This is a genomic window from Cellulosimicrobium composti (assembly GCF_009711085.1).
Lineage (GTDB): Bacteria > Actinomycetota > Actinomycetes > Actinomycetales > Cellulomonadaceae > Cellulosimicrobium > Cellulosimicrobium composti.
The window spans coordinates 1-23,534 of record NZ_WMKA01000038.1 but is presented as its reverse complement, the minus strand read 5'-3'; the positions used below and the strand labels follow the sequence as shown (position 1 = coordinate 23,534).

General features: G+C 70.3%; 29 protein-coding genes. 12 read left to right on the top strand and 17 right to left on the bottom strand.

The features are described from left to right. Window positions 1-111: 111 nt before the first annotated feature. From GJV82_RS14380 to GJV82_RS14350, 8 genes are all read right to left on the bottom strand, one after another. Entirely contained in the window at window positions 112-249 is a 138-nt protein-coding gene (locus GJV82_RS14380; RefSeq protein WP_155099709.1) for a hypothetical protein, read from the bottom strand. 230 nt (window positions 250-479) lie between these two features. Then, the gene (locus GJV82_RS20895; protein WP_225873372.1) at window positions 480-797 is read right to left on the bottom strand and encodes a DUF6248 family natural product biosynthesis protein; all 318 of its coding nucleotides are present in this window, start codon (window positions 795-797) and stop codon (window positions 480-482) included. Between the two features lie 101 nt (window positions 798-898). Next, window positions 899-2,089, bottom strand: coding sequence for a helix-turn-helix domain-containing protein (locus GJV82_RS14375; protein WP_155099708.1), 1,191 nt, complete (start codon window positions 2,087-2,089; stop codon window positions 899-901). A 386-nt stretch (window positions 2,090-2,475) separates the two neighbouring features. Continuing rightward, the gene (locus GJV82_RS14370) at window positions 2,476-2,688 is read right to left on the bottom strand and encodes a hypothetical protein (RefSeq protein ID WP_155099707.1); all 213 of its coding nucleotides are present in this window, start codon (window positions 2,686-2,688) and stop codon (window positions 2,476-2,478) included. Between the two features lie 97 nt (window positions 2,689-2,785). After that, complete coding sequence (locus tag GJV82_RS14365) at window positions 2,786-3,103, bottom strand: ArsR/SmtB family transcription factor (protein WP_196217261.1); 318 nt, start codon at window positions 3,101-3,103, stop codon at window positions 2,786-2,788. A 119-nt stretch (window positions 3,104-3,222) separates the two neighbouring features. Continuing rightward, the gene (locus GJV82_RS14360; RefSeq protein ID WP_155099705.1) at window positions 3,223-3,855 is read right to left on the bottom strand and encodes a hypothetical protein; all 633 of its coding nucleotides are present in this window, start codon (window positions 3,853-3,855) and stop codon (window positions 3,223-3,225) included. A gap of 14 nt (window positions 3,856-3,869) precedes the next feature. Further along, a complete protein-coding gene (locus tag GJV82_RS20165) occupies window positions 3,870-4,892 on the bottom strand; it encodes a transglycosylase SLT domain-containing protein (protein ID WP_318657675.1) in 1,023 nt (340 codons plus the stop codon). Window positions 4,893-4,975: 83 nt separating this feature from the next. Beyond that, window positions 4,976-5,188 (bottom strand): helix-turn-helix domain-containing protein, encoded by a 213-nt coding sequence (locus tag GJV82_RS14350; RefSeq protein ID WP_196217260.1) that lies wholly within the window; start codon window positions 5,186-5,188, stop codon window positions 4,976-4,978. Window positions 5,189-5,341: 153 nt separating this feature from the next. On the opposite strand from GJV82_RS14350, the gene GJV82_RS14345 reads away from it, so the two are divergent. The 11 genes from GJV82_RS14345 (at window position 5,342) to GJV82_RS14300 (ending at window position 16,723) form a co-directional block, all read left to right on the top strand. Continuing rightward, window positions 5,342-6,619, top strand: coding sequence for a hypothetical protein (locus GJV82_RS14345; protein WP_155099702.1), 1,278 nt, complete (start codon window positions 5,342-5,344; stop codon window positions 6,617-6,619). Next, the gene (locus GJV82_RS14340; RefSeq protein ID WP_155099701.1) at window positions 6,616-6,897 is read left to right on the top strand and encodes a hypothetical protein; all 282 of its coding nucleotides are present in this window, start codon (window positions 6,616-6,618) and stop codon (window positions 6,895-6,897) included. The genes GJV82_RS14345 and GJV82_RS14340 overlap by 4 nt, the downstream gene beginning before the upstream one ends. A gap of 79 nt (window positions 6,898-6,976) precedes the next feature. After that, on the top strand, window positions 6,977-7,249 hold the full coding sequence (locus GJV82_RS14335) for a hypothetical protein (protein WP_155099700.1): 273 nt from the start codon (window positions 6,977-6,979) through the stop codon (window positions 7,247-7,249). Between the two features lie 218 nt (window positions 7,250-7,467). Further along, window positions 7,468-8,208 (top strand): hypothetical protein, encoded by a 741-nt coding sequence (locus GJV82_RS14330; protein ID WP_155099699.1) that lies wholly within the window; start codon window positions 7,468-7,470, stop codon window positions 8,206-8,208. A gap of 20 nt (window positions 8,209-8,228) precedes the next feature. Further along, entirely contained in the window at window positions 8,229-9,818 is a 1,590-nt protein-coding gene (locus tag GJV82_RS14325; RefSeq protein ID WP_155099698.1) for a type IV secretion system protein, read from the top strand. After that, window positions 9,815-11,323 (top strand): SCO6880 family protein, encoded by a 1,509-nt coding sequence (locus GJV82_RS14320; protein ID WP_155099697.1) that lies wholly within the window; start codon window positions 9,815-9,817, stop codon window positions 11,321-11,323. The genes GJV82_RS14325 and GJV82_RS14320 overlap by 4 nt, the downstream gene beginning before the upstream one ends. Further along, window positions 11,254-12,828: a hypothetical protein gene (locus GJV82_RS19490; RefSeq protein WP_196217259.1), complete on the top strand. Its 1,575-nt coding sequence runs from the start codon at window positions 11,254-11,256 to the stop codon at window positions 12,826-12,828. Before GJV82_RS14320 ends, GJV82_RS19490 begins: the two co-directional genes overlap by 70 nt. A gap of 11 nt (window positions 12,829-12,839) precedes the next feature. Next, complete coding sequence (locus tag GJV82_RS14315; protein WP_196217258.1) at window positions 12,840-14,366, top strand: type IV secretory system conjugative DNA transfer family protein; 1,527 nt, start codon at window positions 12,840-12,842, stop codon at window positions 14,364-14,366. Then, entirely contained in the window at window positions 14,363-14,761 is a 399-nt protein-coding gene (locus GJV82_RS14310) for a hypothetical protein (protein WP_155099695.1), read from the top strand. Before GJV82_RS14315 ends, GJV82_RS14310 begins: the two co-directional genes overlap by 4 nt. Before the next feature lie 172 nt (window positions 14,762-14,933). Then, window positions 14,934-15,257 (top strand): hypothetical protein, encoded by a 324-nt coding sequence (locus GJV82_RS14305; protein WP_155099694.1) that lies wholly within the window; start codon window positions 14,934-14,936, stop codon window positions 15,255-15,257. Further along, window positions 15,254-16,723 carry a hypothetical protein gene (locus GJV82_RS14300; RefSeq protein WP_155099693.1) on the top strand — a complete coding sequence of 490 codons (1,470 nt, stop codon included), beginning with the start codon at window positions 15,254-15,256 and terminating at the stop codon, window positions 16,721-16,723. The genes GJV82_RS14305 and GJV82_RS14300 overlap by 4 nt, the downstream gene beginning before the upstream one ends. An 18-nt stretch (window positions 16,724-16,741) precedes the next feature. Here the strand turns inward: GJV82_RS14300 and GJV82_RS14295 are convergent, their stop codons facing one another. Next, window positions 16,742-17,521, bottom strand: a complete 780-nt coding sequence (locus tag GJV82_RS14295) for a hypothetical protein (protein WP_155099692.1) — start codon at window positions 17,519-17,521, stop codon at window positions 16,742-16,744. 20 nt (window positions 17,522-17,541) lie between these two features. Beyond that, on the bottom strand, window positions 17,542-18,252 hold the full coding sequence (locus tag GJV82_RS14290; RefSeq protein ID WP_318657674.1) for a hypothetical protein: 711 nt from the start codon (window positions 18,250-18,252) through the stop codon (window positions 17,542-17,544). A 110-nt stretch (window positions 18,253-18,362) separates the two neighbouring features. On the opposite strand from GJV82_RS14290, the gene GJV82_RS14285 reads away from it, so the two are divergent. Beyond that, a complete protein-coding gene (locus GJV82_RS14285) occupies window positions 18,363-18,596 on the top strand; it encodes a hypothetical protein (RefSeq protein ID WP_155099691.1) in 234 nt (77 codons plus the stop codon). A 709-nt stretch (window positions 18,597-19,305) separates the two neighbouring features. Here GJV82_RS14285 and GJV82_RS14280 read toward each other — a convergent pair. From GJV82_RS14280 to GJV82_RS20790, 7 genes are all read right to left on the bottom strand, one after another. Next, window positions 19,306-20,145 carry a hypothetical protein gene (locus GJV82_RS14280; RefSeq protein WP_155099690.1) on the bottom strand — a complete coding sequence of 280 codons (840 nt, stop codon included), beginning with the start codon at window positions 20,143-20,145 and terminating at the stop codon, window positions 19,306-19,308. A 355-nt stretch (window positions 20,146-20,500) separates the two neighbouring features. Then, a complete protein-coding gene (locus tag GJV82_RS14275; RefSeq protein WP_155099689.1) occupies window positions 20,501-20,701 on the bottom strand; it encodes a hypothetical protein in 201 nt (66 codons plus the stop codon). Further along, window positions 20,698-21,384 carry a GNAT family N-acetyltransferase gene (locus GJV82_RS14270; protein ID WP_196217257.1) on the bottom strand — a complete coding sequence of 229 codons (687 nt, stop codon included), beginning with the start codon at window positions 21,382-21,384 and terminating at the stop codon, window positions 20,698-20,700. Before GJV82_RS14270 ends, GJV82_RS14275 begins: the two co-directional genes overlap by 4 nt. Window positions 21,385-21,505: 121 nt before the next feature. Next, window positions 21,506-22,252 carry an Abi family protein gene (locus GJV82_RS14265; RefSeq protein WP_155099687.1) on the bottom strand — a complete coding sequence of 249 codons (747 nt, stop codon included), beginning with the start codon at window positions 22,250-22,252 and terminating at the stop codon, window positions 21,506-21,508. Window positions 22,253-22,448: 196 nt separating this feature from the next. Beyond that, complete coding sequence (locus tag GJV82_RS14260; RefSeq protein ID WP_155099686.1) at window positions 22,449-22,625, bottom strand: hypothetical protein; 177 nt, start codon at window positions 22,623-22,625, stop codon at window positions 22,449-22,451. 242 nt (window positions 22,626-22,867) lie between these two features. After that, entirely contained in the window at window positions 22,868-23,281 is a 414-nt protein-coding gene (locus GJV82_RS14255) for a hypothetical protein (protein WP_155099685.1), read from the bottom strand. Continuing rightward, window positions 23,278-23,534 (bottom strand): recombinase family protein (locus GJV82_RS20790; protein WP_155099684.1); only part of this gene is annotated, 257 nt, incomplete at its 5' end. The genes GJV82_RS14255 and GJV82_RS20790, both read right to left, overlap by 4 nt.

The window sequence follows — 23,534 nt, the reverse complement described above, 5'->3', positions numbered from 1 at the left end:
CTCTCCCGCGCTAGGGTGCCCCTGTGGCCTGGCGTGGTAACCGGGCCGCTGACAGGAGCGGCCCCCCGGCGCTAGACGCCAGGGGGCCGCTCTGTCGTTGGGCGGGTGGGCTCAGGCGGCGTCGAGCACGCGCCCGGCCTCCATGAGCTCGGCCACCGTCACGTCCTCACGAGCGACGACGTCACCGGTGGCGTAGCGGTCCGCGTCGCAGATGTTGGCGACGTCCTCGGCGGTAGGCAGGTAGCGCATGTGATCCTCCGTTGTGTGGTAACCGGGATTGCTGACGGGTCTTGCTATGGCTGCTAGTCGTCCTAGCGGAACTAGCAGACCTATGGCTCCTGGTGGTCCTATGCCATGCGACCAGCGAGGGCGGCTGTGTCTCCGCGCTGGCCGGGCTAGTGGACCTATGGAACCTCGGCGTTCTATCCCTCCTCCCCTACCTCGCTTGGATAGGTGGTCTATTAGACCTATGGCTCTGGTCACCAGAGCGTCGGCATGTGCCACCCGGCTCCCGATGCGCCGTCGAGGTGGCTCACGGAGCAGGAGCACCGCCAGACGTGGTGGTGCCCAAGCTCCCAGACCGGCGTGAGCGCGGACCCTCGGCGAGTGGTGAGGTAGGCGGCCGGGCGCACGACGGAGCGTCCGGAGCACGACCCATGGGCGCCGCGTACGCAGTGGCCGCAGGGCCCCAGCTGGCACGCGCACATGGAGTAGAGCGCCGGCACCTCCGACCACGTCTTGCGGTGGTGGGGATGCCACACGACCTCGCGAACCCAGGCGGCCTGCTCCGGGGTCATCACCTTCGGCGATTGCGGCTCGTTCATGTAGTCAGACTATGTGACCTATTCAACCGATGCAACTGTGACTCGCGTGTGTCACCGGTCAGTCTTCCGGCGCCTCAGCGCAAGAGTGCAGGGCGAGTGTCCGGGGGAGGGCCGACTACCCGACGCGGAGGCCGCGCGGCCGCGATCGTCTCGCGGATCGTCCGCTTGGCGGCGACCTCGGCGAGGGTCTCGTCGACGTCGGCGCGACGCGCGGCGTCCGCGGCCGCTGCCTCCTGGCGGGCCTTCGTGCGGGCGCGCTGCTCGGCGCGCTCGAGCGCGAGTCGCTGGGAGCGGGAGCGGGTGACAGTGCCGGTCTCGTCGCGCCAGGCGGCGAGGCGGTGGGCGAGCCAGTCGGCGGGACGGATCACGCCGAGGTCGCCGCTGTGGGGGACCGGAGTGCCGTCGGGTCGGTAGTCGATGGCGTGGTGGACGTCGAGCACGGTCCAGCCAGCGAGGAAGAACTCTCGGGCGACGTGGCGGACGTGGGCGGCGCTGATGCGCCGCAGAACGGGCAGGCGCCAGCGCAGCTCGTCGGCGGCCGCCAGGCGCTCAGGCTTGGTCTGCGGGGTCTCGTGGGCGTGCCATCGACGCTCGACGGGTGCGTTGACCTGCGAAAAGTCGCGCCTCGGTTCCTCCGGGCTGCACGTCGCGGTCCCGGCCACGGCCTGAAGGTGCCGATCGGCAGCCCGGAGGCCGCGGCGCGGAGCGCCGCCATGGGGTTCAGGGCCGCGCAGCGGCTCAGTCTGGGTCGCGGTCTCGCGCGCGTGCGGGGGGTGCCGTTCACTCCCAAGGGGAGTGAACGGCGGGCGGACATCTATGTCCACAGGGGAAAGACGGCGGGGCTCGCCGTTCAGGCGCCCCGGGCAGGGGGAGGGGGCCCGAGCGGCGTCCTCGTCGAGCTCGTCTGTGGCGTTCTGAGCGCCTGCGAGCTCGACGGCGATGCGTTCACACCCGGGGACGTCCGCGAGGACGCTGACGGGCAGCAGGAGGAGGTAGACGGGGACGACGTTGCCCTCGTCCTCGAGCACGCTCGGCCGGAACTCGTCCGTCGTCCCCTCACGCACCGTCGCGAGCAGGCCGACCTCCTCGAGCACACGCAGGTGTCGGCGGATCGTGCGCTCGGAGCGCCCGCACCGCTCGGCCAGGACGCGCTGGGGGACGCTCACGAGCATCTGCCCCTTCCGCTCGCGCTGCACCTGCCAGTCGGCGGACCACGCGAGCACAAGGGCAAGCTGGCGCAGCGTCGCGTACCCGTCGGCGCGCATCCGGCGCAGGCGAGGGTGCGGGGAGGCGTCCAGGGCCGCGGTGACCTGGTCGACGCGCACCGCCGGGACGACGTCGCCGGCGTACTTGCGGCGGGTGATCGCGCGCGCGACGTCGGCCCAGGAGCACTCCTGTGCGAGCGTCTGACGGCGCGCGGACTTCCCGGACGAACGTCCAGATTCGGGCGCGCTCGGAGCGTGAGCGTTCGGTGTGTCGCTGCCGAATTGGTGTGCGACGTGGGCGGCGGTGCCTATGATGGCCTCCAGACAGGGACGCACCGAGGGTGCGTCGATCGGGGCCCATCACCTCCCAGTCGCCAAACTCGGGTGATGAGCTTCTGATACTCGGCCCGCCCCCTTCGGGGGGCGGGCCGCTCTGCTATCTGCGGTTATGCAGGAATGTCGAGCACCTCCGGCCGGGTCGGCTTGGGCTTGAGGTCAGGCTGGTTGAAGGCGTCGGCGAAGAGCGCGACGAGGAAGTCGTTTCGGGTCTTGTAGGGAGACTCAGCGGCGGCCGCGTCGATCACCTCAGCGAGACGCGGCGGCACGGCGGCTTCGATCCGCTCTCGTGGCCCCTGGGGCTTCGGTCCTCGCTTACCCATGCGAGCACCCAACCATGCCGTGTACTCACTGCTCGCCTGTGGACCCGGTGTGTCGCGAACTTTCCCGAATGAGTTTCGCAGGCCCGATACCCACAGGTCAGCGGCCGGCGATGTAGTCGCCGAACGCGGTACCCACCTTCTCGACCTCGGAGCGGTTGGCTCGCCAGTGCACCCGGCGCCCTTGGCGTCGCTCTGCTGGTATGTCTGCGTCGACGAGCCCTTGAGCCTCGAGCGCCTTGAGGTGTCCGTGGACCGCGGGGCGCGTCGCGTCAAGGAGCTCTGCGAGCTCCGCGATCGTGAGCGTGTCGTGGAGTGCGAGGGCGCGCAGCACCTCTGCGCGCGCCCGGTTGCCGATGAGTTCAATCGCGACCTCGACCTCCCTAGGCATCCCTGGGGGTCTCGTCAGTCGCGGCATGGGCTTCATCCTGCCGGATGAGTCCGAGCCGCCTGCCCCCTTGGCTACTCATAACCTATCGTTACATGTTCGGTAGGTTGACTCGTGCATAGCGAAACGGCGGCCCTGGCGGGCTTGGCTCAGCCGAAGTCCTGGGGATCGTCGGGCGTGCCGTTGAGGGACTCGTCGACGGTGAGAGCCTCGACGAGCCACGGCGCGTCCTGCGTCTCGCGGACGAGGGTGAGGGTGGCGACGAGGATTCGGGGCTCTCCGACCCACCCGTCGCGGCCGGTCGGGGTCAGGGTGACGAGTCGGGTGCGCACGGCGGAGCTCTCGGTGTCCTGGGGCGCGTCCATGCCCTCGTCGACGTCGACGACCTCGGGGACGAGCGTCCCCTCATGCTCGACAAGCTCGAGCCAGTCGGCCCCGGTGGGGACGGCCTGCGTAGCCGTCTGCGCAAGCTGCGGCGTGAGCCATTCGGCCGCGCGACCCGCGGCCGCGGAGGCGTCGTTGTCGGTCCGGGTGTCGCTCGCCCACATGACGGCGGCGACCTGGTCGGCCACCTCGTCCGCGCCGGGGTGGACAAGCACGGCTTCCTCGGGGGCCGTCGGAGCGACCTCCGCCTCGGTCGGAGCGTCTGTCGACGGCGCCTTGCTCGGCGTGCTGACCGGGGAAGGCGCCTCGCCGGGGCTCGGTTCGACCGCGGGCGCGCAGCCCGCGACGACGAGGGCGAGGGCGAGCGTCGCCGCGAGGGCGGCGGGGGCTGTCTTCATCGTGCCTATCCTCCTCATGAGCCGGTCCCGACGAACTCCCAATGCCACGACTCGGGACGCGATCCGCCGGTCCGTGCCCATGACGGGTGCTGCCATCCGTACGCCGGAGCGTTGGCGCGGAGCCAGGCGTGCCGGGTCGATCCCTCGGAGCCGATGCCGGCGAGGTCGACCGCGAGGCCCCAGCCGTGGTTTGAGTACCCCGGCTTGGCCGCGAGGGCAGGCTTGGTGGCGTAGAGGGCGACCTGAGAGGCGAAATCGCGATATGCGTCGGTGATGCCGAGGTCGGCGCCGAACTGTGCGCGGTACGCGTCGTTGAGCCGCTCGAGCGCCTGCGCAGCATCACAGCGCAGCACCTCGCCGGCACGCGCCCATGGAATCTGGCAGAGGTTCGACGGATCGAGCCGGCCCGATCCCTTGATGGCCTCGCGGTATGTGCCGTCGGAGGAGACCGGCGGCCCGCCGCCAGCGTCGACGCCACCCACCGGGGCGCCGCTGTACTTCGGGATGGTCGCCAGGATGCGCTTGACGTATCGCTGCGTCTCGATGAACGACGGGATGCCGCCCGCGCGCTCGACGTTTCCCGGCCCGGCGTTGTAGGCGGCGAGTGTGAGCTGCAGGTGGTCGCCGTTGATCGCACGAGACTCGAGCCGGATGCCCACCCACTCGTGGAGGTGGCACATGTAGTCGGCCTGCGATCCGATCGCGTCGACCGGATCGAGCACGTCCGCGCGCCCGTCGCCGGAGTAGTCCTTCCCCCAGGTCTCCCACGTGCCGGGCATGAATTGCGCGATGCCGCGCGCGCCGGCAGGCGAGGTCGCGGCCGGGTTCCAGTTCGACTCGGCCTCGATCTGCGCGGCGAGCACGGGTCCGCTGATTCCCTCGCACCGCGTGGACGCCGCTTGGAGGGCGTCGCGGAACGGCTCCGGCACGGCCTCGACGTTGAGGAGTCCGGAGCCTCCGCTCGGCGGCGCCGCGACGGCATCGTCTCCGCTCAGCGCGACGGGGGCGACGATGGCGCCGACGAGTAGCGCACCCACGATCAGGCTGCCCCCTACCGCCCTGTGCACGACTGCCCCCTCGTTGACGTTCCTACGGCCGCCATCTTGCCCCCCTCGCTAGATCACTCGTCAGGGCCCACCCGGCTCCGGACCAGGAGGTCCTTCACCTCGTCCCGGAGGATCACCCACGACGTACCGACCCGGTAGGCGGGTATCTGGCCGCCCTTGAGGTAGCGGTAGGCCGTGTTGCGGGTCACCCCGAGGACGTCGGCGAGCTGCTCGACGGACAGGTGCTTGGGCAGGCCTTCGAAGAGCTCGTCAACGCGCCGCTTCACCACTTCCCACCGCCGATACATACGAGTATGATAGATGACGAATGATGAAGTTTGAACACGATCCGGGTCATACCGTGATCCAATCGCTCGAAGCTCGTTGATGCGTGACAGGTCACCAGAATGCCCGGTCTCGGACCCATACGAGGGGGAAACATGACGGACGAGCAGCCTGTCGGCTTTGAGGTGCTGGCGGGGGGAGTGCGACGAAACGCCCCAACCGTGGAAGCGGCACCTGCTGAGCCACCCGTCGTCGACGAGCTCGAGGACGACGTGGTCAGGCGTCAGGTCGTGCCTGCGAACGCTGGCCCGGTGGTCCTGCCTCCGCCGCCGGCGACGGTTCCGGCCTCCGCCGAAGCCCAGCCGGATGCGGGGCCGGTGCCGCCGGCTCCCGCGCCGGCGCCGGCGCGGCGTCTGATGGAGGCGGCGACCTCGGCGTCGTCGACGGTGCCCGCTCCGACTGCGCTTCGCGCTCAGCGGGGTTGGCGCGGTGCGCTGGCGCGCACGGGGCTTCCCATCGCGCCGGGCGCCGCTGAGCGCGTGGCACGCGAGGAGGAGGCGGCACGTAGAGCGCTGCTCCTGGACGCGGAGCGCGTGGTGCGTCAGGCGACGTGGACGCGGGCTGTGGCGGTTCTCGTGGGCAACAAGAAGGGCGGCACGGGCAAGACTCCGCTCTCGATCACGCTGGGCGGGATCATCTCCGCGATTCGTGGAGGAGGGGTCGGGATCGTCGAGGTGTCCGACGACCCGGGCACGCTCGGCCTGCGCGCCGAGGGCACTCCCGCGCTGGGGCTCGGTGAGTTCGTGCGCGACGTCGACCAGCTCACGACGCGCGGCCAGGTGGTGGGGTACACCGCGCCGCAGACGAGCTTTGCCTCTGTGATCGGGACTGCCGTGGACCGCCCGCGCCCTCAGCTGACGTACGACGCTGTCGTGTCGGTCGCGGCCAAGCTCGACGAGTACTTCGAGGTCCGCGTCATGGACTCGGGCAACGTCCCAAGCTCGGGTGCTTTCAAGGGCGCGGCTGACACGGCGGACGTCCTGGTGATCCCGGTCATGCTCGCGGGGGACAGCACGCTGGACGCGCTCGGGATGCTCGAGGAGCTGCGCACGACCGAGTCGGGGCGCCGCCTGGCGCAGACCGCGATCGCTGTCGTCATGGACGACGGGCGCCCGCAGACGGCGGCGATGGAGGAGGCAGTGCGCGCCGAGCTCGAGGCCGCGGGCGTGCGCACGTTCCACCGTCTGCCCTACGACGCGCACATTGCCGGGCGCGGGGAAATCACGCTCGACCAGGTCAATCCGCACGCTCGAGAGGCGCTCACGCTGCTCGCCGCGGACGTCATCCGCGCGCTGACGGTCGCGGCGGTTCCGCAGGGTCGCCGAGTGCAGACCATCCGTGCCGCCGAGACCGTCGAGGAGCGCTCGCGATGATCGGCACGGGCCTTGCTTCCGTGCTCCCCAACCCCACGGGCGCAGTCGGCCCCACGCTGAACGGGGCTTCCTACGCGCTGGTCGCGGTGTGGGCGGTCGCGCTGTTCGTTGCCCTCGTCTACCTGATGCTCGCGCTCTTCCGAATGCGCGCGGGCGCCAAGGGGAACTACGCCGCCACGTACGAGGAAGGCCGGAAGCGAGCGATCGCGGCCGGCGTCGGCGCCGTCGTTCTCCTCGCAGGTGGAGCGGTCCTCTGGGCGGTGCTCACCGCCTTCTGACGCAGGCCTTCGCGAGTCGGCCGCGCACCAGGTCGGCCGCACATCAGGAATCTTCAACCATCCAAGCAGGGAGCAAATCGTGGACATCTGGAACAACATCACCCCGAACTTCGGCCCGTTCGCCCCGATCCTGTCGGAGCCGGTCGGCGTCCTTCTCGCCGCCGCGTGGGCGCTCGGGTTCGTGGTGCTCGGCTTCTTCCTGATCGAGTCGCTCGTGCGCATGGGCAAGGCGCGCCGCGCGAACGTGCCCGACGTGTACGAGGACGCCAAGAGCGGCCTCTTCTGGCCGGCTGTCGGGATCATCGCCCTCGCCGCGCTGCCCGTGATCTGGGCTGTCCTGACGGGCATCTGACCGACTTCACACCGAGACGAAAGGCAGGGGGCACCATGCCTGTCCGCTACGAAGATGAGACGGCGCCGCGACCGACGGCGGCGAGCACCGGCCCCGCACGCGCAGCAGCTGAGCCTCGGGGGCCGCGCGGCCCCCGCGACCGGGGCAAGGCAGCGCGGTGGGTCTTCGGCGTCCTGATCGGCGTTCTCCTCGTCGCAACGGTCGTCGGCGCACTCAGCGTGCGCGGCGAGCGTGACCGCGAGCAGACCCCCGCCGAGGACGTCGCTACCTCCGCCCCTCCCGTCGTCGAGCTGCCCTACGGCGAGGCGGCCGTCGGGGCGGGGGCGACGACCGTGGTCGCGGGCATCCCGAGCGGATATCCGCGCACCACGGACGGCGCGGTGTCGGCCGCGCTGACCTACGCGAACGCTGCCGGGACGGCGCTGTTCGTGACCCCCGAGAAGCGGACCCAGATCGCAGAGACGATCTACACGCCCGCCGCACGCGAGAACGGGGTGCTCACGGACGAGGTCGCGGCCGCCGTCCAAGACGAACTGAACGTGACGCCCGACGGCCTCGGCTTGCGTGCCGACGGGACGATCGACGCGTCGCGCCGTGCGTTCGCCGAGTGCCTCTACCAGTACGGCGCGTACCGGGTCGACGACGTCGACGCGAGCACGGACCCGAGCGAGGTCGTGGTCACGACCTGGGCACCGTGCCTCAACGGGGTCGGCTCGGCGGACGACGGATCGGCGGTTCAGGTCCGGTGGTCCGAGGCCACGACGACGATGCGGTGGAGCGGGACCGACTGGCAGATCGCCGAGACCACCTACCCGACGCACACGCCGCCCGCCCCCGACCAGCCGCGGGCGGTCAACGTGTCCCTCACGGAGCGCGCGCGCCTGCTCGGTGACGGATGGGTCGTCCCGGCCGACGCGACCGACACGTTCGACCCGACGATCGGGATTGGTGAACTGTGAACGCGCTCAAGCGGAACCTCATGGTCGCGGTCCTCGTCGTCGCCGCGGTGCTGGGCATCGGCGGCGCGTCGACCGCGTCGCCGGCTCCGGCGGCGCTTCCGGCGGGGCCGGCGAGCGACACGCTGTGCCAGCTTCTTCCTGAGGGGGTCGCGCAGACGGCCTGCAAGGGCGTCGGGAGCGTCGTCGACCCGACCAACCCCGGCGGCATGGTCGACGCCGGAGGTCTCGTCGGCGCTCTCTTCGAGGGGTTCACGGCGAAGAACCTGATGCAGGAGTGGGCGGTCGGAACCGCTGTCGCAGCCGCGAAGATGCTCGACGGGATGCAATCTCTCCTCTTGAACCTGAGCCGGCCAGACCTGACCGCGGAGTGGTTCCTCGGCCGGTACGCGATCATGTGGGCGCTCGGGCTCATCGTTGGGGCATTCGTCCTGGTCGGAGTGGCCACGCGGCTTGGAGCGGCCGGAGACGCTCGTCGTCGACCTGAGGTCGTCGCGTCGCTCCGCGAGTCGGGCGTGCGGGCCGTGTTCTTCATGCCGGCCGTTGCGCTCCTGCCGATGCTCGTCTGGTTCTTGACGCAGCTCACGTACCGGCTAGCCGCCATCTTCGGAGGCCAGTCGACGGCGGACGCAGCTGAGGCGGTCCAGTGGTTCGTGGACGTCCTCGCCAAGACGAACGACCCTGAGGCGGTCATGATCGGCGGCTCAATGTCGCTGCTCGTGCTCGGCGCCATCGCCTACTTCGCGGCCTTCACGGCGACGGTCGAAATGGTGATCGCCTCGTACGGGCTGTACCTGGTCCTGCTGCTCGGCCCGGTGCTTCTCGCGCTGGCGATCCACCCGCGGTTCCGGAGGCTCGCGAGCATCGCGGGCGCTGTACTCGCGTCCCTGCTCCTCGTCCCGCCCATCATCTTCTTCGGCTTCTGGGTGCTGTGGGGCATGGTCGGTGGAGCGCTCGACGCCTCGAGCCCGACGGACGCCTTCCGTGGGGTACTCCTCATCGGGATCGGGACGCTCGCGGTCGTCGCGCTGCCCGTGCTGGTCGGGATCGTGACCTCGATGGTGGTCGGGTCCTCGGCCGGAGACGACTTGGGATCGGCGACGCGGAGCGTGAACCACGGTGCCGTCGGGGTCGGGCAGAAGCTTGCTCACGGGATGCAGAAGCTCGGTGGCGCACGGGGCGGGAGCACCGCCTCGTCGGGCGCCGGCGCGGGCCGCGGAGCGGTTCCCGCGGGTGCCATGACCGCCGCGGCTGGTCCTGGCGGACAGGGTGGCGGGCTCGGTGCCGCGGCGACGTCGCAGAAGAACCAGAAGAGCAGGCGGGGCGAGCAGGGTGCTCCGTTCTCGTACAGCCCGGGCGGTGGCGCGGTCGACAGCACGGCCGGCGCTGGCGCCGCGGTGGGAGCGAAGGACGGCCCGATGAAGGGCGCCCAGACAGGCGCGCAGATGGGCAAGGCGGCTGGGCCGAAGGGCATGGCTGCGGGTGCCGCGATCGGCGGTGCGACGGGGGCCGTCGCTGGTCCCGCCGAGGGAGCCATCAAGGGCACGCAGAGCCAACTCAAGGAGTCGCTCGAGCGCGGGCGACACGTGCGAGACGGGGGTGAGCAGAAGTGACCACGGTCCACGACGTCGACGAGCGCGTCTGCAACATCGGCGGCGAGAGCCGCAACCGGGGCCTCTTCGGAGCGTTCGGGGTGATCCGAACGCTCCTCCTCGGCGCCATCGTCATTTTCGGTCTGGTGGCGCTCGTGGTGACGCAGTCGCCGTGGGTGCTGCTGGGGCTGGTGATCGTCGCCGGCGTCGTCTGGTGGGCGCTGCGCCGGCAGACCGCTGTCGGTGAGTCCTGGACCGGGACTCTCGGGGAGGAGCTGCGGTGGCGCGTCGCGCGCCGCCAGGGCACCGACGTCTTCGAGCCCGATGCCGGCTACGCGACACGACCCGTGCCGCTCGAGCTCGGCTCGGTCCGCTTCATGGGCGTCGCCGCGACCGAGGACGGTCCCGAGCTCAGCGTCGTCGGTCACGGCCTGGACTGCCTGACGACCGTGCTCGAGGTCGTCGGCGGGGGAGAGGGCATGCGCGAGATTGCGCAGACGAACGCGGCCAGCGCACGGTTCGGACGGCTCCTCTCGCGTCTGGCGCGACCCGACCTTCCCGTGGAGCAGGTCGACTTCTCCACGCGCGTCATGCCGGTCGAGTCCGCCGACTATGAGCAGTGGATCACCGATCGCCTGCGCCCCGGCCTGAGCCCCGAGCTGCGCGACTCGATGACTACGCTCGCCGCGCAGGCGGCCTGGTCGGGCGAGTCGTACCGGTCGTGGATCACGGTCCGCATGTCGTACGCAGGGCTGTCGGCCAAGACCGCGCGACGCGGGGTCCCTGTGACGCCGGAGAACGTCGCTGAGACCGCGTTTGAGGTCACCGGTGAGGTCTCGCGTGCGGCGGCCCGCGCCGGACTCACGGTCCGCGCGGGTCTGGGGCCGCGGCGCCTCGGCGCGCTCCTGCGGCACCTGTACGTGCCCTCGCTCTCGATGGACAACCTCGCCGAGCTCGGTGGAGCACGCGACGGGTTCGTGGCCTACAACGCCGAGGGACCCGCGCACCGCGCAGGCTTCGAGGTCTACGGTCCCGACGGTTCCACCTGGTGGCACGCGACGGCGACGATTCCGCGCGACGGCCTGCCCCTGTCCGACGTCGGCGTGCGGTGGATGGAGTGCCTCGTCACGGACGTGACGCCGCCGATCATCCGGACCGTGACCACGCAGTTCCGGCTCGTGGCGAAGCCCGAGGCCCGCGCGCGCGCCGCCGCGGCGCTCACGCTCGACAAGGCCGCGATCATCAAGGACGCGAAGGCCGGCGTCGTCTCGACGGGAGAGAAGGAGGCGCAGGCCTCGGTCCCGCAGACGATTCTCAGCGACCTTCTGCACGAGGACGCCGCCGGCGTCGAGACCGCCGTGCGCGTGACGGTTTCGGCGCCCACACACGACGACCTCCTCACCACTCGCGAGGTCCTCGAGTCCGCCGCCCAGGATGGCGGCATCACCCACGTGAAGTGGCACGACACGCGCCACCACCACGCACACGTCCTGACGCTGCCGTTCGCAAGGGGGATCGGAAAGTGAAGTCGATTCGGAAGTCCAAGAGCACCGTCGCCACCGACAAGCGCGCCGCCGCGGTGTTCCGCGCACCAGCCCGACGCCGCCGGCTGTGGGACCGCTTCGGCTGGTACGACGTCGCCGTGCCGGCGCCGTTCACCTCGACCCGTCAGGCCGAAGCGCTGAACACGGCGCTCGTCGCGACGCACCCGCCGCTGTCGGGCCCGCTCCTCGGGGTGAACGTCCAGACCGGCCAGCCCGAGACGTGCGACCCCCACGAGCTGTACGCGCAGCGGCGCATCGGCTCGCCGAACGTAGTGATTCTTGGCGGCGTCGCCATGGGGAAGAGCACGCTGACCAAGCTGCAGTACGTGGTGCGCGCGATCGCGCTCGGTCGGCAGGTCGTCGTCTTCGACCGCAAGGTGCAGCAGGGCAAGGGGGAGTACCACCGCGCCGCGCAGGTGTGCGGCGGGACGGTCCTCCCGTTCTCCCGGCGCGGCGGGTGCACGGTCAACATCCTCGACCCGCGTATCTCGACGACCTCCTACCAGGACTCCGAAGGCGAGGACGTCGTCGGACAGGACGAGCTGCTCGAGATGGTCGCCACGCAGGCCCACGGCGCCCTCAGCTCCGACGAGCGGGCCGCTCTCCGCGCGGCGCATCGCAAGGCGCTGCGCGAGGCGGCGGCGGCTGGTCGCGTTGCCGTCCTGCGCGACGTCGTCAACGCGCTCTATGAGCCTGACGAGTCCGCGATCCCGCGCGAGCACCTGAGCGCGAGCGGGTGGGTCACCGTCCGCGACGTGTTCGAGTGGGGCCGCCGGCTCGCACAAGACCTCGAGCGCTACCTCGAGGGCGACCTCTCCGGCCTCATCGACGGCGAGACGCAGGGCCCGGACGGCAAGCCCCTCGACCTGTCCGCACCGCTCATCGTGGTCGACACGTCACGACTGCCTGAGGAGTCGCCGGCGCTCTCGCTGGTCATGGCGATCATGGCGAGCTACCTCGCCTCGGTGTGGTCCATGACGGTGGGGCAGCGCCTCATCATCATCGAGGAGGGCTACCACGCAGCGCGTCTGCCCTCGGTCGCCGCCGTGTTCCGCGCGCTCGCGAAGCGCGGCCGCGGGATCGGCCTGTCGGTGGTGACCGTGTTCCACCACATCAGCGACGTCCCGGTCGACTCGGACATGATGAGCATGATTCGCGAGGCGGAAATCATCCACGTCTTCCGGCAAGACAAGAGCACCGACGCTGAGGCGGTCATCAACCTCTTCAACTTCCCCGCCTGGGTCCGCCCGCACCTGGCCCTGCTCGACCAGGGTGTGCACATCGCCAAGATCGGCACCGAGCCGCCCAAGTTGGTGAACGGGGTGCGTACGCCGCTCGAGGAATGGATCACCGACACCGACGCCGCGATGCTCGGCCAGGAGCAAGGCGGCGAGCTGTTCGCCGCGTCGGCGCAGTCCGACGAGCTCGAGGATGTGCTCGACGTCGTCGACGTCGCACCGGTCGATCCGATCCCGGCCACGGTCTGAGAGGGGGAGGCATGTTCGGAGTCGATCTTCCCGCCGGAGCGGGTGTCGCATTCGCGGTCGTAATCGGGCTTGTCGTGCTGGTCGCGGTCGTCTCTGGGCTGCGCAGCGGCGGCCGCAGCGAGCACGCCCAGCAGGACCGCGAGCGGGCCTTCTCGCATGCCTGGGCCACGCCGAAGGACGTGGCCGACCTGGTCGTCGACGGACCGGCTCGTGCCCGGGTGATCCTCGGCGAGATGGGAAAGTCGACCCTGGCCAACCCGCCGCGCCGTTCAGTCATGGTCATGGCCCCGACGGGCGCGGGAAAGACGCCGCGCTTCGTCGTTCCTGCGGTCCTGCGCCACGAGGGACCGGCGCTCGTCGCCTCGGTGAAGAGCGATGCCTACAAGCTGACGGTGAGCAAGCGCGCGAAGGAGGGCCCGGTGCACCTGTTCGACCCGGCGGGGTCCACGGGGGAGCAGAGCACGCGGTGGTCGCCGCTCGCGAGCATCCAGACGTACGGCGACGCGCTCAAGGCGGCCGCGTGGCTGTCGGAGTCGAGCAAGGTCGAGTCGCGAGGACTCGAGGACCAGAAGTTCTGGGACTCGCTGGGACGAAAGCTCCTCGCCCCCATGCTGTTCGCGGCCGCGCGCCACGGGAAGCACATGGCCGATGTGGTGCGCTGGGTCGACTACGCCGACGAGGAAACGGTCGCGGGCCTGCTCGAGACGCTCGGCGACGAGGACGCCATCGCGGCGTGGCAGGCCTCGACGCTGCGCCACGAGAAGACGAAAAGCTCGGTGTACGGCACGGCCGAGGTCGTGCTCGAGGCGTTCGGCCACCCGGACGTGCGCGACGCTCTCGCCGCGGTCCCCGGCGACCCGGGAACGCTGGACCACCGGACCTTGCTCGACGGCGGCACGCTGTACCTCGTCGCCCCGGAGGCCGATCAAGCCCTGTTCGCGCCGGTCTTCGAGACGCTGGTGAACGCGGTTCTGCGCGAGGTGGAACAGCGCGCGGCGAAGACCGGGCTGCCGCTCGACCCGCCCCTGCTTCTGATGCTCGACGAGGCCGCGAACATCGCGCCGCTGCGCCGGCTGGACAAGGTGACGTCGAAGGGTGCGAACGAGGGGGTCATCACGGTGAGCGTGTGGCAGGACGAAGGGCAGCTCGTCCGCATCTACGGTCGCGACGCGGCCCGCACGGTCAAGTCCAACCACACCGCGCACGTCTACCTCCCGGGCATCTCCGACGAGGAGACTCTCAAGGCGCTGAGCGAGTCGATCGGTGACCACAAGGTCCGCCGAAAGACCGTCTCCCGCGGCGCCCGGGGCGAGGTGTCGACGTCCTCGCACTACGTCGACGAGAGGCTCGCACCGCCGTCGTACCTGCGACGGCTGGGCAAGGGAACCGCGATCGTCGTGACGGGGCAGCACAAGCCCATGCGGGTAAACCTCCCCGGCTGGTACGAGGTGCCCGCGCTGCGGGCGATGGTCGATCGTGACGTCGCGCGCGCGTTCGATGAGCAGTTCGCGCCGGTGCGTTCGGGGGCTCGCCGGTGAGCGCCGATCCGGCCCCGCTCATCATCGACGAGGCCACGCTCCTGTCGTTCGCGGAGACGATCTCCGAGCACGAGGACCGGATTCACGCGCTCGAGACGGGGCAGCGCGTTGCGGCCGCAAGTTCGGGGGAGGGCGGGGACGACGAGGCCGACCTCGATGAGTATGTGCGCCACCTGTGCGACGACTTCCTGTGGTCCGAGACGCTCGGCCCGGCGTGGCGGGACGTGCCGGCGGTCGTCGCCGAGCTCGACGCGCTGCGTCGGGCGCACGCATTCGCGTACAGCGACGAGGCGGGCGCCTTCGAGAGGGTCTACTACCACGACGCCCTTGAACGGGTGCGGGAACGCGTGACAACGCATCGTCAGCGCCACCGGAAACGGAGCGCGGCGGGATGAGCGACGAGGGGGCCACCCAGGCGGTGGCCCCCTCGATCTGTCTACAGGCCCCGAGCTGGCGCCGTTGTCCACACGCGTACGCGAAGCGCCCGGTGGCGGCTCTGGGCTCGCTGGATGATGCCGTGGCAAGGTTGGAGGGCCGTCTTCCAGCCGCGACCGACAGGGGGCCACGATGGGGCTGACCGAGGAGCACTTCACCGCCTACCAGGACGCACGATCGTTGATCGTCGAGCTCGTGCGCACCGCCCCACCGGGCCGGGCACTCCTGGACTACGGGCGGGTACGTCTCGCCCTCGACGATCTGCACGGCGGGACCGGCTTCCCGCCGGCTCAGCCTGTGACGATGACTGATCGCCGCGCCCTCGTAGACGCGGCGGTGCAGGCAACGCGCGCGCTGGCAACGTTCGACGTCGACCCGCTCGCGCTCGAGCTGTGCGTCGCCGATCTTCAAGAGGCCTGGGCTCAGGAGCGGGAGCAGCTCGAGGGCGCCCGGTGACCTACGGCGACGTCACCCGGGACCTGCACGTAGCCCTCGCTGAGCTGCTGACGTTCCAGAAGACCCTTCCTCGCCTCGACCACCGCGAGCAGGGCGGGCAGTGGAACGTCGCGGTCGACGACGCGGCGCGAAGGCAGCAGGAAGCGTCGAGTGCGCTGATGCAGCGATATCGAGCCGTCGTCCTTCGCTGGGTGACGTCGTCGACGTACGCCGCGCTGCCGCTCGAGGTCCGGGAGAGGTACGACGAGGGGAAGCGGTACCCGCGCGAGCGGGAGTGGTCCCCGGTCGCGGCGTTCCACGCGTACGTGCGCCGTGTCGCGCAGAGCAGCGGGGCCGACCTTCCCGACCGCCGCGCGACCTCGCTCGAGCTGGACACTCCTCACGAGTCCTCCATCGTCGACGCATGGCGCCGCGCCGCCGTGGCCGCGTGGAAAGGTCAGGAGGTTGAGCTCGGGGACCTGCCGCACCAGGGCGCGGCAGAGAAGCTGGCTGTCCTCAAGGATGCGACAGACGCCATGCGCGCGATCGCCTACCTCGATTTTCGGTACCGCAACGTACCGAACTGGCCCCGGACGATCGCCAGCATCAGGGATTCCGGGCCAGGGTCCGCCCGGCAAAGGATCGACGACTGCGCCCGCTTCCTGGCAGGCCACAACCTCGACCATGCCGTCGACTGGACCGGGCGTCAGCCCGGGGCCGCGCTCTATCCCACGCCCTACCCGCCCGGGGCGCAGGGCACGATCATGGCGCTCTGGAACGCGACCACGCGCCTCGAGCACACGATGCCCAGCGCCCGGAACATGCACGAGCTCATGCTCGTGAACCACGCGCTGTCCCACGAGCTCGCCGAACACACCGAGCACGACGACCCGGCGCTCGGTCAGCACTTCCGCGAACGTGCATCCCTATACCGCCGGCTCATCGACTCGACGCAGAACATCGACGGGCGCGCAGGCGGCGGCGGCCCCGCGGTCGCAGACTACGAAGCTGTGCTCACCCGTCTCGCGTCCGGTGAGGCGCCAGAGACTCAGAAGCAGTGGGCGTCGGTCGCTGTGCTCTCTGACAGGACGGACGCGCGCATGGCCGCCGTCCTGCGCCGCGGGCGCGACGAAGGGCTCTACTTCACGAGTCGGGAGAAGCGACTGAGCCGCGATCCTCGATCGGGCGTTCGCCTCGCGGTGCCTGTTTGGGAGCGCGTCACGGCAGAGACTCACCCCACGCTGAGCGGCGCAATCACCGAGCTCGCCACGACTCGATCAGGACGACACCTCGACCCTCCCGGTCGGGCTGGCCGAGAAGCTCTGGCGGAACAACTGGAGGCGACGGTCGCTCGCCTTGAAGGGCTCCGTGAGAAGAAGGGCTATCAGACACAATCGCCCTCGTCGCCGGGTCAAGGCGTGCAGCCACCTCGGCCCGAACGGCACACAGAACAGCGAGACGAGCGCGGGGTCGTGCTCGATCGCTGACTTGTCGCGGTGGGGTCGCTACGGCCGTTCGCGGCCCGCGGGGCCCGAAGGGTCTTCGCGTTGGTGCCGTTGGTGATTCGTGGCCGCACGGTCTCGGTCTCGTGGCGACCGCAAGTCGTCAGCGTCGACGACGGTGCGCCGCGCGAGAAGGTCCGCAATGCGCTTCGCCAGGGACTCCACAGCGGGGCTGTTCGGGAGGACGCGACCGGGACTGCTCGCCGCGCGCGTCTCCTCTTCGCGGGTATCGTCCGGCACCTCGAGCGACGCCGCACGGCGTAGCTCGGCAACGTAGAGAGGGGCCAGGTCCGCGACCTCTTGCGGCATCGTCGCCAGCCCGGTGGCGGCGTCGTCGCGGTAGTACCGCAGCGTTTCGGCCGGCATCTCGTGGACGTGGTCCGTGTGTTCGAACAGCGCAGAGGAAAGCGGAAGGAGGGCGCTGGGCTGGGCGTGCCATGAGTTCCAACAGCGGTGCCGGCCGTCGGACATGGTCGTCGACCAGGGGTCGGCCGACGGCGCCTGCCACGGCTGGAACCACGAGCGCACGATCTTGCGATCGGTCTCCTCGAGCGTAGAGAGCTCGACGCGCAGGACCGCGTTCCCTCCCTCGACGTCGTAAGCCCCCGCGCTCAACGCGCGGGCGAGGCCGTCGACGATCGGAGCAATTTCAGCCCAGTGGCGGGTGTCGCGATCTGCCCAGCGAGGCCGCTCGTTCCAGCCGTCAGGGTTGACGAGCCACGGGAGATCCTCCGCTCGGGCAAACCACCACCGTTCCGGATGGGATACGCGGATCGCTTCCACGCACGACACGATCCCACGCCTCACCCGACCAGGCGCAGCGGCCCGCGCCGCGTCGACGTCGCCAGCCGGGCACTCCCCTCGATGGGGTCGACCAGGAGGCCGCCCGGTGTCGGGAGCGTGAGGGTCCACCGGTCCGTGACGCCGCGGGCCGTGCGGGCGACGTCGAGCTCGCACCTCCGGAGGTAGCCGTCGCCGGCGTCGGTGCCGGTCCACCGGTGCGCGACGACGTCGAGGCGCACTGCGGCGTGCTCCCACGTGCTCACGGCGACCAGCCCGGACCCGCGCTCGCGCGCCCGGGCGAGCAGCCGTCGGCGCTCGGATGCCGTGAGCCGAGCGTCGGACCCGACGACGACGTACGTCATGCCGTCGAGCAGGGCGGCGACGACGCCGGCAGGATCGTCCCCGGCGCGCGGCACGAGCGCGACGCGCTCGAGCGCGACGCCGGCATCCGCGGCCGCGAGCATCCCGAGGGCAGGCGCCCCCAGTACAGCGAGCCAGTCCGAGGTGCCCTGCGACGTCGCGAGTAGCGCGAGCAGGAGCGACGTCGAGCCCGTCACAACGCTGGCCGCGCCGCGGGGCAGACGCCCGTCGTCGAGGATCGCGCCGAGCGGCCGCGGGACGTCGTCGAGGTCAACGACGCCCGGCGTCGACGCGCGCACGCCCGTACGCAGCTCGGCGCGACGCAGGGTCGCGCGAGCCACCTCGAGCGGGTCGAGCGCGGTCGCTGTCACCCGTCCAGGCTACGCCGTGGTTCGAACTGGTGTTCGAATAGGATTGTGTCGTGGGAACTCGTCGACGTCCGCCTCCCGGCGGCTGGCCGTCCGGTATCGAGACGGTCCCGATGCGTGACCACGCCGAGGAGGCGCCCGAGCTCGCACGGCGTGGCGTGGCGGTAGTGCGCCCGTCCGAGGGCATCCCGGTGCGCGCGTGGATCACGCAGCGCCAGAGCGGCGAGGCGCGCGTCGACGGCGAGGCCGTCGCGTGGGCGGGCCGCCAGGTCCACGTGCGCTACCTCTCCCGCGAAGGGCGGGAGGGGTGGGCGTGGCTCTGGGCCGACGCTGTCGAACGTCGCTGAGCCCAGACGCGACGAGCCCCGACCAGCAGGGGGATGTGGTCGGGGCGTCGTGTGCGTGAGCGTACCGCCCCCCACCCACACGCGTACCGCTCGCGCTGAGGTGATGAACCTTCTTCCTCTTGACGATCTTCTGCACCACGGAGGCGTCACCCCTGGCGACGGAGCATCGGGAACGCTGGCACGGGGGCCAGCGAGGACGACGTCGGCCTCGTCGGGGTTGAGGTTCTCCCGGTAGTAGAACTTGATGATCGGGTTGTACTTGTTGAGCTCCTGGGGGGCGATGCCCGCCTCGAGTGGGCGCGGTGTGTGCATCGACCGGGGCCCACCAGGTTGCGCGCGCGCAACCCGGCGGCCTACCGTCGGACGTGAACGGGGCGCCCCGCGCGGCAACGCGAGACGCCCCGGTGTGGCCTCAGATCAGGCCACGTGGTGACTCATGACAGGTCACGAATCAGCGAGATCATCTCCTTGATGAGCGGCGCGAGTACCGGGATCAGGACCTTCACCCATCCCCGGCGACTCGTGCCGTTCGTCGTAGAGACGACTTGCTTGCACGTGGGACACATGCTGCTTCCCACAGGCACCACCTGCTTCCTTCATCTCTCCGCCGCAGCGGAGCTCCTGGCCCAGCGCCAGGAAGTTCTTGAGGAATCGGGCGCGCCTCTCGGTGCGCCGCGATCCTACATACGCGCTGCCACACTCTGACCGGTCAGGCAGTAGTGCTGGCTGCGTTCGCGATCTTCCGCAAGGTCTCGCGGTGATCGGTCGAGTACGGGTAGACGAGCGCGCGGTGCCACTCCTCGCGATGCCCGAGAGGGTGGCGGCCGGACTTCACGAGCTTGGGCTTCTCGGTGAAGAGGTTCCGCTTTCGCAGTGCGAGGTACCCGCGCTCGGCGGTGCGCTCGGAGAAGCCGTAGAACTCCTGGGCCCGCTCGTGCGCCATGACGAACGTGAGCTTGCCGTTGGGGTCCTGGGTCTCCTTCAGCATGACGAGGAGCATCGCCTTGCCGGGGAGGTCGAGGTCGTCGATCAGGCCGGAGGTCCAGTAGTCGAACGGGAGCGTGAAGAACCCGCGCCCGCGCGCAGCAGGGTCGTCTTCGCGGTCCCTCCACGGCTTGCCGTCCCCGTTCTCGCGCAGGAGCACGACCTCGGGGGTACCGCGCTTGCCCTCGATCTTGAGAAGGTTCAGACTCTCGAGCTTCTTGAACGCGTTGGTCGTCCTGCGCACGCTCACGTCGTCACCGAGCATGCGCGCCCAGACCTTGATGTCGAGCGGGGAGTCCTCGAGGATGGGCTGGAGAGCGTGGGCGGTGAGGAGCAGGTCGAGAGCGAGCTCGTTGCCCCCGCTCACGAGTTCGGCGAGCACGGAGGCGCGCGGCTTGCTCTCGCGCTGGACGAAGTCCTTGCGGATGCGCACGAAGCCGCGCTTGGCCTGCCCGAGCAGCTCGGCCCGGGTGAAGGTCGCGTCGGCAGGGGTCTCGTTCTCGAAACCCTCGAAGGGGTCTCGCTCGGTGGGCTGGGTCTCTGGGGTCGATGTCGTGGTGTCCATGAGGCCAACATAGCCGAAGCTCCGGACCGAACGTCGGTATCAGAATCGAGCGAGAACCGTTTCAGGTGCCAGTGTGCGAGGTCATGCCGATGCCATGATGCGAGACCGTGCGAGGCCATGCGAGCCCGTAGATAGAGGGGGGTGTGGGGGGGCCGTCCTCACCCTGGCGTCGAGGCGATGCCCGACTCAACCGCGAGGCGAGACGCGAGTAGACGCAATCTGCCGCCTCCCGGCTGAAACGGCATGTCTCTGCCTCAATCCGGGGCCACGAGCTGCGCGAGCGGCGCTTCCGGACTCGCGTGGACGAGACGTAGCGAGCCCACGTCGCCATCTCCGGTCGGCGGGGCGGGCGTCGTCATCGCGTCGCCCGCGGGCGGTAGGACTCGGCCCGGCCGACAACCCTGACGCCGAGCAGCCGCTCGCCGTCGCCCGCCGCGGCGTAGAGCTGATCGCGCGCCGCCTCGTGCGTCGCGGCTTCGACTGCGACCTCGCGCACAGGACCGTCGGCGGGCTGCCCCGGCTCGGGTGCGGCCTGATAGGCCCCGTGGACGATCACGGCTGCCCTCCGGGGGCTGGACGGACGTCGTGCACCAGCCGACCGACCTCGTCGACTCGCGTCCGCGGGCACCTGAGGTCGCCCCCGAGGTCGTCGGGCACGAAGGTCAGCTCGCCCGCGCACTCCTTGCAGCGCATCCGGTCGACGTAGGTAGCCCAGAGGTCGAGGTAGAACCAGTGACCGTCGAGCTCCTGGTGGTGTTCGAGGGCGGTCAGGCTTGGCCGCCTCGACGGGAGGCCGGTGTTGTGCGCCATGACGGTCAGCCCGGCCGTGCGGTAGAAGTCGGCGCTGCCGTTGCGGTCGTCGACGAACCCGTCGAGGTATCGCGCGCCGCGCTCGAGCGCGTGGCCCGCCGCGATCTCGCACAGGAGGTAGGTGCCGAGCCCGTCACCTCGGTATGCGTCCGCCACAAAGAGGCCCGCGACAACGCGGTGCAGTTGTGCGAGCGCTCGCGCGCGCTCGGGGTCTTGCACGGCGAGCGTGGCGTAGAACGGCGCGTCCAGGACGACGGCGCCGTAGAGCTCGTTCCCCTTCTGGTCGGTCGCCGCGAGAACGGTGCTCGCGGCGGGTGCGCGGCCGTGGCCCCGGAAGATCGCGTCTAGATGGGCCTGTCGACGGGCCTTCGCTGGGACCGGGTCCTTAGCGCTGTACCCGACCACGGCGCGCGCGACGGCCGCGTGCACGAACCGCTCTCCTCGCTCATTCTCGATTTCGACGAACCGCATGATCCCCCCGCCCTCGACGTCGCAGACGTTCTGACCCTGGCACGTCCTTCCCACATGCGAAGACGTGCCAGGCGACGGGTCAGGGAGTGGCCGGCAGAGCCAGCGGGGCGCGGCGGAGCACGTCGTCCACCCGAGACTGCTTGTCGAGCCAGCCCCGCATCCCGGGGTCGAGGTCACTCGTCACCCTGCACATCGCCGCGTACGCGCTGTTCGCGTGGCCCGTGCCGAAGATGGGCTCGAGGTGCGCCACGCGATTGCGGAACCGATGGACCTTGTCGAGGTCGTCGACGAGCTCGCCGTGCGGACGTCCGAGGTGGGGGAAGGCGTTCTTCAGTCCGGCGTTCCACAGCGCCGCTTTAGATGGGGACTTCCGGAGGTTCCTGGCCGGGAGGAGGTACCGCCACGTACCGAGGGTGAGTTGAGCGACGACGTCGTCGTGGCACAGGCTTGCAGTGGGACGGCCGGCGCGCTTGACCGCCTTCTGCGCGCGCTCAAGCGCAGTGGGAAGGTCTCGCGCCAGGAGCTGTCCGAGAGAGTGATGCGGATCGAGGAGCCAATCCTCGCCGTGAGACTGCCCGTTGCGGTCGACGTGGGCGGCGTTCCACGTGCGAAGCTCAGCGTCCATCGCGTTGCGCAAGCCGACCTCGACCAGATGGAGCGCCTCGTACGAGGCTGCTGAGAGCGCCATATTCCACCGGTAGAGGTTGAACGCGTCCGCGGTCTTCCCGCCGGTCGCCCGAAGGTAGGGCTGGAAGCGCGGTTCCGAGAGCACCCGGCGCAGCGACTCCACGGTGAGGGAGCGGGAGGGTTGAGTTTGATCGACCATAGAACTACACTCCGATGCGAAGGCGGGGAAAGACATCCCGTTAAGAGCTTTGAGCGAAGGCCCCCGGTCACAGACCGGGGGCCTTCGTCGTTCCCCCGGCCCGTGGTCGGGCTGCTCGACGCAGCCTAGCGGGGGCCGCCCGATGCCCAACCGGCGTCCGGCGTCGGCGCGGCGAGGGATGCGGCACGGCGAGCGGCTAGCTCGGCCTGCGACGCTTCTTGCGCCCGTTCTGCGCACCGAGGGCAGTGAGCACCGGGTAGGTGACCGCGACCGCGTACGCCGGCTCTTTGGTGATGATCAGCGCGGCCACGACGACCGCGGCGACGATGAGTGCGGAAATCCAGGAGGGCGCGGAGGCCCGGTGTACCGTCATGTCTAGCGTCCCTTCATCTCTTTGCCGAGTGGGGGGTCCGGAGCGACCTCCTGTTACCAGCAGGGGGTCGCTCATTTTTTGCGACCGGCGGTGCTCCGGACCTCTGATGCAATTCTCCTCATCGCCTCGGACGCTCGCGGAACTGATCCGACGTATGTGCAGGTGAGAGCGATGTAGCCGTAACAACATGCGTGTAGGCAGGGTCCAGACGAAGCCTGGAAGGGCTTGAAACGCGAGGCGGATCACCTCACGGTGTGCGCAGACTCCACGAGGCAGAAAATCCAGCAGAACGGCCCGTAGTCACCACCAGGGCGGCAGAGGATGAGCCCGGTACGCGGCTCCGCGTCGGCCAGGTCGCCCAGGTCCTCGCCGATCGGTCTCGTGCAGTACAGGCACGGCGGCGGGGGCGTCTTGTACGCGGCGACGACGACGGGAAAAGACTGGTCGGAGACCGGCAGTTCCTCTAGGCCATCGAACAAGTCGGGCTCGTCGTACTGGGCTGCGAAGTCCTCGACGCTCAGTCGCCAGAGCTCAGGGGGGAGCGCCGTGGCGCGGCGACGGTAGGCAGCCTGCTTGTGCGCTCCCGAGCAGTAGAGCGCGTCACGGCGCTTCAGCGCGTCGATACGGGCGCCGCAGAACAGACAAGCGCGCTTCACCGGGTCTCGCCAACCTCGCTCACGACTAGGGCGTCAAGGTGGCGGTACAAGGTGTCTCGAGAGACGCCGAGCGCGCGGGCGACGGCGGCGCGGGACTGGCCACCGGCGAGGGCGACGCGCGCGGCTTCGATGCGGTCGGGGGTCATGACGGTTGGCCGGCCGCCGACGCGGCCCCGTGCGCGTGCGGCCGCGAGCCCGTCGAGGGTGCGCTCTCGTGCGAGGTCGGCCTCCATCTGCGCGACGGCGGCGAGCA